The organism is Nocardia sp. FDAARGOS_372 (genome assembly GCF_002554515.1).
Lineage (GTDB): Bacteria > Actinomycetota > Actinomycetes > Mycobacteriales > Mycobacteriaceae > Nocardia > Nocardia farcinica.
In genome coordinates, this window is record NZ_PDDW01000001.1 from 5,797,112 (window position 1) to 5,809,171 (window position 12,060).

Below are 12,060 nucleotides of genomic sequence, written 5' to 3' on the forward strand. Positions count from 1 at the left end.
CAGGACTTCCGCCGGGACGCCCCGGTGCCGGCGGCGGGAGGTGTGGCGATGGAGGCGGCGCAGTTCGGTCCCTACCGGCTGGAACGGCCGCTCGGCAGCGGCGGGATGGGCCAGGTCTGGGCAGCGCACGACACCCGCCGCGGGCGGCGCGTCGCACTCAAACTGCTGCCCGCCGACCTCGCGGCCGACGACGGCTATCGCGCCCGCTTCGAGCGGGAGGCCGAGCTCGCCGCGACGTTGCGGCACCCGCACATCGTGCCGATCCACGGCCACGGCGCGGTCGACGGACGGCTCTACATCGAGATGGAACTCGTCGAGGGCACCGACCTGGGCGCCCGGCTGGCGGCGGGAGGACCGCTCGACCCGTCCACGGCCCTGGACATCCTCGATCAGGTGGCCGCCGCGCTGGACGCCGCGCACGCCGCCGGTCTGGTGCACCGCGACGTCAAGCCCTCCAACATCCTGCTGCGGCCGGACGGCTTCGCCTACCTCATCGATTTCGGCATCGCGCGCGGGGTCGGCCAGACCTCGCTCACCGCCACCGGCCTGACCATCGGCACCTGGGCGTACATGGCTCCCGAACGCTTCAGCGGGCACGCCGACGCCCGCTCCGACGTCTACTCCCTGGCCTGCGTGCTCTTCGAATCCCTCACCGGCCGCCGCCCCTACGGTGACACCGATCCCGCACAGCAGATGCACGGCCACCTGATGAACGACCCGCCACGCGCCGCCGCCGTGGACCCCACCATCGGCCCGCGCCTGGACGCCGTCATCGCCCACGGCATGGCCAAGGACCCCGCGCACCGGCACGCCTCCGCCGGCGAATTCCTCCGCGCCGCCCGCGCGGCCCACGCGGGCGCGGGCGCGCCCTCACCGACCCGAACACTGCCCGCCTCCGGCCCCACGCCGACCAAGGCCGTGACAGCGCACGAGCCTGCGGGCCGGATACCGCCGGGTGCTGCCGCGGGTGGTTCGTCGGGTGCTGCCGCGGGTCGCTCGTCGGGTGTGGTCGCCGCCCCGGGGCGGGACGCCGTGGGGTCGTCGCCGGTGCCCGATCCGGCCCACCACGGCGTCGGCGCGGGTTCGGCGGTGCCGGGCCGGAACCCGCATCCGACGAAGGTCATGCCGGCACCGATGACGGGAACGACCGGCACCCCGGCCCCGGTGCATCGGGAACACGTCAGAGCGCGGTGGGTCCCGCCGTCGGCTCCCGCGCCGGATCCATTGCGGCACGACCCACCCGCCCCGGAACCCTTGCGGCACAACCCCCCTGCCCCGGACCCGGCGCGGGGCATCCCACCTGCCGCGGATCGGGCGCGGTGCACCCCACCTGCCGCGGATCGGGTGCGGGGCACCCCACCGGCGTCGATTCCGGCGCGGCGCAATCCGCTCGTGCCTGCTCCGGCGCGGCGCAACCCACCCGCGCCGGCGCCGTCCCGGGGAACCGCTCCCGCGTCGATCGCGCGGCCGGTGCTGCCCGCACCCGGCGCACGGCAGTGGTACCTGCGCCGGAAGGCGTCGACCCAGAACGCGGTCCGCCGCACCTGGGGTCCCTCCTGGCCCGCGCGCAGGCCGGGCCCCGTCGCACCGCCGCCACCCCGGCGCAGGCGGCGGGGCGGACTGGTTCGGAAGCTGCTGTGGGCGACACTGCTGGTCGTGCTCGCGCCGTTCGTGCTGGCGGTAGGCTGCCTGGCCGCGTTGGCGGCGAACTCCGGCGACGGCGGCGAGCCCGCCACCGGTGCGCCACCGCCCGCCGCGGTGGTCGAGGAACCGCCGCCCGGCGAGCCCGACCCCGCCGGTCCAGATGCCGGACCCGCGCCCGCCGGCACCCCCGTCCGCGACGGGAAATTCGAATTCCGAGTCGCCGCGATGGAGTCCGGCGTGCCGCGGGTGGGGCTGCAGACCGCGCGCGGTGCCTTCGCGATCGTCACCCTGGCCGTGCGCAACATCTCCGACCAGCCCAAGTGGTTCCTGCCGTTCGGGCAGAAGCTGGTCACCGGCGACGGCACCGTCGTGGAACACGACACCACCGCCACGGCATGGCAGGCCGTACAACACCGCCTCGGACACAGTTTCGAAGTGGCACCCGGAGCGTCCGGCACCGCGGTCCTGGTCTTCGACGTCCCCGCCCACACGGCGCCGGCGCACCTCGAACTCCACGACTTCGTCCTCTCCGGCGGTGTCACCGTCGCGGTGAGCTAGCCCGCCGGCGCTCGGGCGGGCGGACATGACCGCGGGCGCGGCCGAGCCCCCGGGCCGGCAGACGAACGGAACTCAGCTCGTGGTGACCGGCGCCAGCGACGAATGCACCGCTCGGCGGCCGAGTTCCAGCGCGCGGCTGAGCAAGCCGGTGTCGCGGGCGGTGCCGTCCACGACGGGGGAGCCCGGCGGGGGATGGATCTGCCACACCTTCTCCCCGAGGTCGGCCAGCAGCCGGTCCTCGGCGCGCTCCTGGTCGGGCCGCGCCAGCCAGGCGCGGTAGGCGCCGGGCGCGCGTCGGCGCAGGTAGCCACCGCCCACCAGCCGGTGCACCCGGGAGGCGGGTGGCCGGGACTCGTCGGCGCGGCGGGTGCGCAGCACCAGGAAATGCGTGCCGCCGCCGCGCACCGCGGCGTGGATCGGAATCGGTTCGGCGAGCCCGCCGTCGAAGTAGGGCACACCGTCCAGCAGGATCGGCCCGCCCGCCAGGATCGGCAGATTGGCGCTGGCCCGCAGGGCGCGCATCAGGCTGCGCTTGTCGTAGATGTGCGGGCGCAGGTCCACCGCGTTGCCGGTGCGCGCGTCCGTCGCGATGGGGTGGAACGTCGTCGCATGGTTCAGGATGGCGTCGAAGTCCATCGGCTCCACGCCGTCGTAGACCCGGTGCACCAGATACCGCACATCGAAGGCCGCGCCGCCGCGCAACAGTCGCGCCGGATCGATGACGGCGCGCATGATGTCGGGATTCGACCACGACCGCATGCCGGGCACCGCCCGCCCGCACAGCAACCAGGCCCCGTTGATCGCGCCGGCCGAGGTGCCGTACACGGCGTCGAACACCGCCGACAACCCCAGCTCCTCCAGCCCCTGCACCATGCCGCTGGAGTACACCCCGCGACTGCCGCCGCCCTCGATCACCAGGACCAGGCGATGACCGTCGGCTCGGGAACCGGAGGTGCTGCGGCCGCGGATGATCTCGGCCACGGTATCGCTGGACACCCGACCACGATACGACAAGAGCGGGTGCGGACCCGGTCCACACCCGCTCTCGACGGTCGGTCCTACTTGATCTCGGCCAGCACCGTGCCCTGGGTGATGGCGGCGCCCGCCTCCACCGCGAGACCGGTGACCACACCGGCCTTGTGCGCGTTGACCGGGTTCTCCATCTTCATGGCCTCGAGCACCACGATCAGGTCGCCCGCCTCGACGGACTGGCCTTCCTCGACGGCGACCTTGACCACGGTGCCCTGCATCGGGGCGGTCACGGCGTCACCGGAGGCGGCGCCGCCGCCCGCGCCACCGCGCTTGCGCGGCTTGGGCTTCTTGCGGATCGCGCCGCCGCCACCGTTGCCACTGCCGCCGCCGATGCTGAAGTTGCCGGGCAGCGAGACCTCGACGCGACGCCCGCCGACCTCGACGACCACCTTCTGACGCGGCCCGTCCTCGTCCTCCTCCGCGGGAGCGCCACCGCCGGTGTACGGCTCGATGGTGTTCTCCCACTCGGTCTCGATCCACTTGGTGTAGACGTCGAACTTCTCACCGTCACCGATGAAGGCGGGGTGCTCGACGATGGCCCGGTGGAACGGGATGACGGTGGCCAGGCCCTCGACCTCGAACTCGGCCAGCGCGCGACGGGCACGCTCGAGCGCCTGGGTGCGGTTCTCGCCGTAGACGATCAGCTTGGCCAGCATCGAGTCGAACTGACCGCCGATCACGCTGCCCTGCACGACGCCGGAGTCGACGCGCACGCCGGGACCGGCCGGCTCGCGGTACACGGTGACCGGGCCGGGGGCGGGCAGGAAGTTGCGGCCGGCGTCCTCGCCGTTGATGCGGAACTCGAAGGCGTGCCCGCGCGGGGTCGGGTCCTCCTTGATCTCCAGTTCCTCACCGTTGGCGATGCGGAACTGCTGGCGCACCAGGTCGATGCCCGCGGTCTCCTCGGTGACCGGGTGCTCGACCTGCAGGCGGGTGTTCACCTCGAGGAACGACACGGTCTCGCCCTGCACCAGGTACTCCACGGTGCCCGCGCCGTAGTAGCCGGCCTCGCGGCAGATCCGCTTGGCGGACTCGTGGATCTTGGCGCGCACCTCGTCGGACAGGAACGGCGCGGGCGCCTCCTCGACGAGCTTCTGGAAACGGCGCTGCAGCGAGCAGTCGCGGGTGCCCGCGACCACGACGTTGCCGTGCTTGTCGGCGATGACCTGGGCCTCGACGTGGCGGGCCTTGTCCAGGTACTGCTCGACGAAGCACTCGCCGCGGCCGAAGGCGGCGATGGCCTCGCGGGTGGCCGACTCGAACAGCTCGGGGATCTCCTCGATGGTGTGGGCGACCTTCATGCCGCGACCGCCACCGCCGAAGGCCGCCTTGATCGCGACCGGCACGCCGTACTGCTTGGCGAACTCGACCACCTCGTCGGCGTTCTTCACCGGGTCCTTGGTGCCCGCGGCCATCGGCGCGTTCGCGCGCTCGGCGATGTGCCGGGCGGTGACCTTGTCACCGAGGTCGCGGATGGACTGCGGCGACGGGCCGATCCAGATCAGGCCCGCGTCGATGACGGCCTGGGCGAAGTCGGCGTTCTCGGAGAGGAAGCCGTAACCGGGGTGGATGGCGTCGGCGCCGGACTTGGCCGCGGCGTCGAGGATCTTGTCGAACACGAGGTACGACTCGGCCGAGGTCTGGCCGCCCAGCGCGAAGGCCTCGTCGGCCAGCTTCACGAAGGGTGCGTCGGCATCGGGCTCGGCATACACGGCGACGCTGGCGATGCCTGCGTCCTTGGCCGCCCGGATCACGCGCACGGCGATCTCGCCGCGGTTAGCTACGAGTACCTTCGTGATCCGCGCGCTGGCATGGCTGGGCACTGAGCCTCCTGGTTTGCAATCTTCTGGTCGCTTCGCGGGATGGTGGCCGCGCGGCCCGATCCCGGTAGGGGTACGAACACCGCGCAGGCTCCGCGCCCGTGTCGACAATGTACGTCTCGGGCGAGTGTAGGCAGTCTGCCAATTCGCGCCGAACTCGGATAGCCCTACTGAACAGTAGGTGGCGGATCACACTCGGCCACGGTTGTGTGCGGAGTCCTGTGTGCGGGCATCCGACCTCACTTTAGCGTGCGGTCACCGCGCCCGTGCACGCCGCCCGGGTCGGACCGGCGCCTCGCCCGGCTCGTCGCCCTTGGCAATCGGCAACCGTACCGAATTGCCCCATTCGGTCCAGGAACCGTCGTAGTTGCGCACGGCGGGCAGGCCGAGCAGGAAGGTGAGCACGAACCAGGTGAGGCTGGAACGCTCGCCGACCCGGCTGTAGACGATCAGTTCCTCGGACCCGGCCAGCTCGCGGTACACCTCGTCCAGCTCCGCGCGCGACCGGAACCGGCCGTCGGCGCCGAACGCCTCGGTCCAGGGGATGTTGCGGGCGGTGGGGATGTGGCCGCCGCGCAGCGCGCCGTCGACGGGGTTGCCGGGATCGTGCGCGAGTTCCCCGGAGTACTCCCGCGGTGAGCGCACGTCCAGCAGCGGTTTGCCCAGGTGGGCGAGCACGTCGTCGCGGAAGGCGCGGGCGGTGGTGTCGTCGCGTCGCGCGGCCGGGTAGTCGCTGACGGTGAGGTAGGGCGGCTCGAAGGTGGTGTCGCGGCCCTCGGAGATCCAGGCCTCGCGGCCACCGTCGAGCAGCCGTACGTCCTGGTGCCCGAACAAGGTGAACAGCCACAGCGTGTGCGCGGCCTGGGCGTTACCGCGGTCGCCGTAGATCACCACCGTGTCCTCGCGACCGATGCCCTTGGCCCGCATCAACTCGGTGAAGCGCGGGCCGTCGATGTAGTCGCGCATCAACGGATCTTCCAGATCACCGCGCCAGTCGATCTTGATGGCGCCGGGCACGTGGCCGATGTCGTAGAGCAGGATGTCCTCGTTCGACTCCACGATCTTCAACCCCGGCGCGCCGATGTTTGCCGACAGCCACTCCGTGGTTACCAATCGGTGAGGATGTGCGTAGGCACCGAATGGGGTGTGAGGGTCCGGGGCAACGGGCACGATCGGTTTCCTTCGCACGAGTAGGCGGTGTCACGAAGTTCGGGTCTCACAGCGATGGTAGAGGTGGGTCGATACTGAAACTCGTTTCAGATGCCCAATCGACCGAATGGACGAATAGATCGAACCGGCATCCGATAAAGTCTCCGGAGAGGAGGGGTGAGCTATGTCCGATTCTTGGCCGCGGCGGCGACTGCTCGCGATCCTACGTGGCGCAAGCGAGCCCCTCGATGCCCAGGAACTGGCCAGAATCACCGGACAGCACGTCACCACGGTTCGTTTCCACCTCGATGTACTGACCAAGGAATCGCTGGTCCGGCAATTCCAGCAACCGCCCCGCGGCCGGGGCAGGCCACGCATCGGCTATCGCGCGGTGCAGCGCACCCTCGGTTATCAGGAATTGGCCCAGGTGCTCGCCGAGCAGCTCGGTCCGGATTCGCGCAGCCGTTCCGAGGCGGCGGTCGCGGCGGGCCGGGCCTGGGGCGCGAAGCTCGACGCCGAGGAGCGCCGCATCGAGACACTCGCCGACGTGCGGGAGGTCACCGTCGGCCTGCTGTCCGAACTCGGCTTCGCCCCCGAACGCGACCCCTCCGGCGAGGAGAGCGATCAGGTGGTGATCCGGATGACCGGCTGCCCCCTGCGCGATCTGGCGCGCACCCACACCGACGTGGTGTGCGGCGTGCATCTGGGGCTGATCGAGGAGGTGCTCGACCGCAGCGGCGAGCGTGGCGCGGTGAACGTGCGCCTGCATCCGTTCGTGGAGCCGGAGCTGTGCGTGGCGCGCCTGGAGCTGGCGCGCCGGGCCGCCGTGCCGATCGGCGCGGAGAACGAGGCCGAACCGGCCCTCACGCCGCCCTCAGCGGGCCGGGTGGCGCCACAGCTGCGCAACACCGACCCCAACGTCGCCAAGCAGTCGGCGCAGCAGTGGTAGGCCGATCCCGATGACGCTGGACGGGTCGCCCTCGATCCGGTCGACGAACCAGCCGCCGAGCCCGTCGAGGGTGAACGCACCGGCCACCTGGAGAGGTTCACCCGAGGCCAGATAGGCGTCGAGTTCCTCGGGCTCGGGCTTCGCGAAATGGACCGTGGTGGCGCTGCAGTCGGTCGCCTCGGCGACGACGGCGCCCCCGCGCAGCCGCAGCACGCAGTGCCCGGTGACGAGTTCGGCGCTGCGCCCGGCCATCTGCGCCCAGCGGGCGCGCGCCACCTCGGGAGTATGGGGTTTGCCCTGTAGCTCACCGTCGAGCAGCAGCATCGAATCACAGCCGACGACAACGCAATCGGTGGCGTACTCGGGAATGTCGGCGGCCACCGCCGCGGCCTTGGCGCGGGCGAGTTCGACCACCACCGTCGCGGGCGCGGTGTCCGGCGGCAGTGCCGCGGCCACCGCGTCCTCGTCGACGTCGGAGCCCCGGACGACCGGGTCGATGCCCGCCGCGCGCAGAACCTGCCTGCGCGCGGGGGACGCGGACGCGAGAACCAGCGTCGAGGTCATGTCCCGCCGTCAGCGCAGCTGCGACAGCTGCGGGAACGCGTACGGCGAGAAGGGCGACGTCCCGCGGTGCATGAGGGTCGGCCTGCCCCACATGTCGAGGGGCCGGGCCGGACCGGAGTCCTGGCCGCCGTTGCCCGCCGCCGCCGCGAATACGCACACCAGCGCGGCGATTTCCGCATCGGTGGGTGAGCCCTTGAGGATGCGCAGGAACGGAGCCGCACCGGCCTCCGCCGTCGGCGCGTCGGTGCTCGCTTCGCTCTCGGCCGCGTCGGTGACCGGTTCGACGGCGAGATCCAGCTCGGCGGCGGTCAACACCTCTTCTTCTGCCACGGTCGTCACAGTGCCAGATCCTCTCTCTATCTCGATCAGGCGTGTTCCCTCGGATCGGCTCATCGCCTCTCGTTACCAGTGTGCGCGGCCTACCGAGGGTATCGCTTATTCAGAGCGGGATGTTGCCGTGTTTCTTCGGCGGCAGAGTGACCATCTTGCGCTCGAGCAGACGCAGCGCCGAGACGATCTGGCCCCGGGTGTGCGAGGGCGGGATGACCGCGTCGACGTACCCGCGCTCGGCGGCGACGTAGGGGTTCACGAGGGTGTCCTCGTACTCGTTCTGGAGCTCGAGCCGCAGCGCATCGACGTCGGCGCCGTCCTTGGCGGCCTGCTGCAACTGCTTGCGGTAGACGAACCCGACGGCGCCGGAGGCACCCATCACGGCGATCTGCGCGGTCGGCCAGGCGAGGTTCACATCGGCGCCCATGTGCTTGGAACCCATCACGTCGTAGGCGCCGCCGTAGGCCTTGCGGGTGATGATCGTGATCTTGCCCACAGTGGCCTCGCCGTAGGCGTAGAGCAGCTTCGCGCCGCGGCGGATGATGCCGTTGTACTCCTGGTCGGTGCCGGGCAGGAAGCCGGGCACGTCCACCAGGGTGATGATCGGGACGTTGAACGCGTCGCAGGTGCGCACGAACCGCGCCGCCTTCTCCGAGGCGTCGATGTCGAGGCAGCCGGCGAACTGGGTCGGCTGGTTGGCCACGATGCCCACGCTGCGGCCGTCGATGCGCCCGAAGCCGACGATGATGTTCATCGCGCGCTCGGCCTGCACCTCGAGGAACTCGTCGTCGTCGAGCAGGCGACGGATGACCTCGTGCATGTCGTAGGGCTGGTTCGGCGAGTCCGGGATGATCGTGTCCAGCTCGAGGTCCTCGTCGGTGAGCGAGTCCTCGATGGCGCCCTCGATCGGGTCGGAGGCCGGGAACCGCGGCGGCTCGGCACGGTTGTTGCTCGGCAGGTAGGACAGCAGATCCTTGACGTAGTCCAGGGCGTCCTGCTCGCCGGAGGCGACGTAGTGGGCCACACCGGACTTCACCATGTGGGTGTGGGCGCCGCCCAGCTCCTCCATGGTGACTTCCTCGCCGGTGACGGTCTTGATGACGTCGGGACCGGTGACGAACATCTGGCTGGTCTGGTCGACCATCACCACGAAGTCGGTGAGCGCGGGGGAGTAGACGTGCCCGCCCGCGGCCGGGCCCATGATCAGCGAGATCTGCGGGATCACGCCGGAGGCCTGGATGTTGCGGTGGAAGATCTCGCCGTAGAGGCCGAGCGAGACCACGCCCTCCTGGATGCGCGCGCCCGCGCCCTCGTTGATGCCGATCAGCGGACGGCCGGTCTTGAGCGCCAGGTCCATGACCTTGACGATCTTCTCGCCGTAGACCTCGCCGAGGCTGCCGCCGAAGACGGTGACGTCCTGGCTGAAGATGCAGACGTCGCGGCCGTCGATGGTGCCGTAGCCGGTGACCACGCCGTCGCCCAGCGGGCGGTTGTTCTCCAGGCCGAAGTTGACGCTGCGGTGCCGGGCCAACGCGTCGAGCTCGACGAACGAGCCTTCGTCGAGCAGCGCCAGGATGCGCTCGCGGGCGGTCATCTTGCCCTTCGCGTGCACCTTGTCGACCACGGCCTCACCCATCGGGTGTTTGGCCTCTTCCAGCCGATTCCGCAGGTCAGCCAGCTTCCCGGCGGTGGTGTGGATATCGGGGGAGCCCGCCGAACCTGATGCGGACTGCTGCTGGACACTCGTCATGGCTTCGGAGTGTAACCAGAGACAGGAATGGTCTGTAACGGCGCGGGGGCTACCCGTGAGTAGAAAAGCGCAGGTCGAACCCCACGTCGAGCCCTCTTGCCACGGCTCTGCCCTGCGCGAATGATCCCTCCGGCCCGGCGGTAGCCTCACCGTGTGCAAAGCCCTTCGTCGGATGCGTCACGGCGCCCGCCCCTGGATGTGACCCGGCTGCGGCGCGGTGTCGAATCACCGGAGTTGTCGTTGTTCTCGCGGGTCGAGGTGGTCGAGGCCACCGGATCGACCAACGCCGACCTGATCGCGCGGGCGAGCGACCCCGGCGCGGCGGGCACCGTCCTGCTCGCCGAGACGCAGCAGGCCGGGCGCGGCAGGCACGCCCGCAGCTGGACCAGCCCGCCGCGTGCGCAGATCGCCATGTCGATGCTGGTGCGCCCGCGCGGGCTCGAGCCCGCGGTGCTCGGCTGGCTGCCGCTGCTGACCGGGGTGGCCGTGGTGGACGCGCTGCGCGCCGCCGCGGGCGTGCCCGCGGATCTCAAGTGGCCCAACGACGTGCTCATCGGCGGGCGCAAGGTCGCGGGCATCCTGGCCGAGGTCGCCGCGAGCGGCGGCACTCCCGCGGTGGTGGTCGGCGTCGGCGTCAACGTCAGCCTCTCGGCGGCGGAACTGCCCGTGCCCCATGCCATCTCGCTCGAGCTCGCCGGTGCGGCCCAGGTGGACCGCACCGCGGTGGTGCTGGCGATCCTCGCCGAGTTCTCCCGCCGGTTCGACGCCTGGCGCCAGGCGGGCTGGGACACCACCGAACTCGCGGCCGCCTACCGGGAGCGGTGCGCCACCATCGGCGCCCAGGTCATGGCCGAACTGCCGGGTGGGCGCACGCTCACCGGCATCGCCACCGGCATCGACGACGCCGGGCGTTTGCTGATCGGCGACGACGCGGTCTCCGCGGGCGACGTCACGCATCTGCGCGGACAGTACTGAGTTCGCGCGACCGGCGAAATCCGCTGTGATGGCCCGTGTCACGGGCCGGGTTGCCGGGCGCGTGACGGTCGCGAGAGTAGGGTTTGCCCACATGGGTTACCCGGAGGATGTGCTCGCGCCCGACGAGCACCTGATACTCCACCGCCATCCGCATTGGAAGATGCTGTTCTGGCCCATCGTGACGCTCATCGTCGCCACGGCCCTCGCAGGATTCGCCGGCGGACTCGCCTACCGCACCACCGAGGGCACGCTGCGGACCGCGCTGTTGATCCTGGTGCCCGCGCTGTGGGCGGTTGTGGTGGTGTGGCGCGTGGTCGCGCCCGTGCTCGCCTGGAGGTCAACGCATTTCATCGTCACCGAGCGCCGGGTGCTGGTGCGGCAGGGCGTGGTGACCCACACCGGCATCGACATCCCGATGAGCCGCATCTCCAGCGTGCAGTTCCGCCACGGGCTCTTCGACCGGCTGCTCGGGACCGGCACCCTGATCATCGGCTCGTCGTCGGAGGAGCCGCTGGAATACGACGACATCCCGGCCGTGCAGAAGGTGCACGCGCTGCTCTACTACCAGGTGTTCGAGGCGCAGCGCGAGCACTGAACCGTAATCTGGTGGCATGACCGCCGTACTCCTGGCCGAAGACGACGAGGCCATCGCCGCCCCGCTGTCGCGCGCCCTGGGGCGGGAGGGCTACACCGTCACCGTGGAGAGCTTCGGCCCGGCCGTGCTGCGCCGGGCCCTGGAGGGCAATCACGATCTGCTCATCCTCGACCTCGGCCTGCCCGGAATGGACGGGCTCGAGGTGTGCCGCCAGGTCCGGGCCCGCGGCGCCGACCTGGCGGTGCTGATGCTCACCGCGCGCACCGACGAGGTCGACTTCGTGGTCGGCTTGGACGCCGGCGCCGACGACTACGTGGGCAAACCCTTCCGGCTCGCCGAACTGCTCGCCCGGGTCCGGGCCTTGTTGCGGCGCAGCGGCATCGGTGACGAGGCGGTGGAGGTCGGCGGCATCCGGCTGGAGCCGGCCGCGCGGCGGGTGCTGGTCAACGGCGTCGAGGTCGGTCTGGCGAACAAGGAATACGAGCTGCTCAAGGTGCTGATCGACCGGGCGGGCCAGGTGGTGCCGCGCGAGACGATCCTGCGCGCGGTCTGGGGCGACGCCGAACTGCGCGGGTCCAAGACCCTCGACATGCACATGTCGTGGTTGCGCCGCAAGATCGGCGACGAGGGCCCGATGGCCGAACGCCGCATCGTCACGGTGCGCGGTGTCGGCTTCCGGCTGAACACGGACTGA

11 protein-coding genes are annotated in these 12,060 nt (G+C 71.0%); 5 read left to right on the forward strand and 6 right to left on the reverse strand.

What is annotated here, in order from left to right; all coding sequences use genetic code 11:
- Nucleotides 1-48 precede the first annotated feature (48 nt).
- Nucleotides 49-2,202, forward strand: coding sequence for a protein kinase (locus CRM89_RS26955; RefSeq protein ID WP_098086608.1), 2,154 nt, complete (start codon nucleotides 49-51; stop codon nucleotides 2,200-2,202).
- Between the two features lie 72 nt (nucleotides 2,203-2,274).
- Here the strand turns inward: CRM89_RS26955 and CRM89_RS26960 are convergent, their stop codons facing one another.
- From CRM89_RS26960 to CRM89_RS26970, 3 genes are all read right to left on the reverse strand, one after another.
- Entirely contained in the window at nucleotides 2,275-3,198 is a 924-nt protein-coding gene (locus CRM89_RS26960; protein ID WP_229434904.1) for a patatin family protein, read from the reverse strand.
- Between the two features lie 62 nt (nucleotides 3,199-3,260).
- Nucleotides 3,261-5,057, reverse strand: a complete 1,797-nt coding sequence (locus CRM89_RS26965) for an acetyl/propionyl/methylcrotonyl-CoA carboxylase subunit alpha (protein WP_098086609.1) — start codon at nucleotides 5,055-5,057, stop codon at nucleotides 3,261-3,263.
- A 252-nt stretch (nucleotides 5,058-5,309) separates the two neighbouring features.
- Complete coding sequence (locus CRM89_RS26970) at nucleotides 5,310-6,224, reverse strand: sulfurtransferase (protein ID WP_060593033.1); 915 nt, start codon at nucleotides 6,222-6,224, stop codon at nucleotides 5,310-5,312.
- Nucleotides 6,225-6,387: 163 nt separating this feature from the next.
- Between CRM89_RS26970 and CRM89_RS26975 the strand changes: the two genes are divergently transcribed.
- Nucleotides 6,388-7,152: a metalloregulator ArsR/SmtB family transcription factor gene (locus CRM89_RS26975; RefSeq protein WP_060593032.1), complete on the forward strand. Its 765-nt coding sequence runs from the start codon at nucleotides 6,388-6,390 to the stop codon at nucleotides 7,150-7,152.
- On the opposite strand, the gene CRM89_RS26980 is transcribed toward CRM89_RS26975, so the two are convergent.
- The 3 genes from CRM89_RS26980 to CRM89_RS26990 all read right to left on the reverse strand — a co-directional run bounded on the left by CRM89_RS26980 (nucleotide 7,078) and on the right by CRM89_RS26990 (nucleotide 9,796).
- A complete protein-coding gene (locus CRM89_RS26980; protein WP_098086610.1) occupies nucleotides 7,078-7,716 on the reverse strand; it encodes a nucleoside triphosphate pyrophosphatase in 639 nt (212 codons plus the stop codon). The two genes, CRM89_RS26975 and CRM89_RS26980, sit on opposite strands and share 75 nt — an antisense overlap.
- Nucleotides 7,717-7,725: 9 nt before the next feature.
- On the reverse strand, nucleotides 7,726-8,055 hold the full coding sequence (locus tag CRM89_RS26985; protein ID WP_060593030.1) for an acyl-CoA carboxylase subunit epsilon: 330 nt from the start codon (nucleotides 8,053-8,055) through the stop codon (nucleotides 7,726-7,728).
- A gap of 100 nt (nucleotides 8,056-8,155) precedes the next feature.
- On the reverse strand, nucleotides 8,156-9,796 hold the full coding sequence (locus CRM89_RS26990) for an acyl-CoA carboxylase subunit beta (protein ID WP_098086611.1): 1,641 nt from the start codon (nucleotides 9,794-9,796) through the stop codon (nucleotides 8,156-8,158).
- Nucleotides 9,797-9,949: 153 nt separating this feature from the next.
- On the opposite strand from CRM89_RS26990, the gene CRM89_RS26995 reads away from it, so the two are divergent.
- The 3 genes from CRM89_RS26995 (at nucleotide 9,950) to CRM89_RS27005 (ending at nucleotide 12,060) form a co-directional block, all read left to right on the forward strand.
- Nucleotides 9,950-10,771 carry a biotin--[acetyl-CoA-carboxylase] ligase gene (locus tag CRM89_RS26995; protein WP_060593028.1) on the forward strand — a complete coding sequence of 274 codons (822 nt, stop codon included), beginning with the start codon at nucleotides 9,950-9,952 and terminating at the stop codon, nucleotides 10,769-10,771.
- A 91-nt stretch (nucleotides 10,772-10,862) separates the two neighbouring features.
- Nucleotides 10,863-11,366, forward strand: coding sequence for a PH domain-containing protein (locus CRM89_RS27000; protein ID WP_098086612.1), 504 nt, complete (start codon nucleotides 10,863-10,865; stop codon nucleotides 11,364-11,366).
- Between the two features lie 16 nt (nucleotides 11,367-11,382).
- Nucleotides 11,383-12,060 carry a response regulator transcription factor gene (locus tag CRM89_RS27005; protein ID WP_098086613.1) on the forward strand — a complete coding sequence of 226 codons (678 nt, stop codon included), beginning with the start codon at nucleotides 11,383-11,385 and terminating at the stop codon, nucleotides 12,058-12,060.

Coding starts and splice junctions, on each gene's coding strand:
- CRM89_RS26955 (WP_098086608.1), top strand. CDS start 49: ATGGAGGCGGCGCAGTTCGGTCCCTACCGGCTGGAACGGCCGCTCGGC.
- CRM89_RS26975 (WP_060593032.1), top strand. CDS start 6,388: ATGTCCGATTCTTGGCCGCGGCGGCGACTGCTCGCGATCCTACGTGGC.
- CRM89_RS26980 (WP_098086610.1), bottom strand. CDS start 7,716: ATGACCTCGACGCTGGTTCTCGCGTCCGCGTCCCCCGCGCGCAGGCAG.
- CRM89_RS26990 (WP_098086611.1), bottom strand. CDS start 9,796: ATGACGAGTGTCCAGCAGCAGTCCGCATCAGGTTCGGCGGGCTCCCCC.
- CRM89_RS27000 (WP_098086612.1), top strand. CDS start 10,863: ATGGGTTACCCGGAGGATGTGCTCGCGCCCGACGAGCACCTGATACTC.
- CRM89_RS27005 (WP_098086613.1), top strand. CDS start 11,383: ATGACCGCCGTACTCCTGGCCGAAGACGACGAGGCCATCGCCGCCCCG.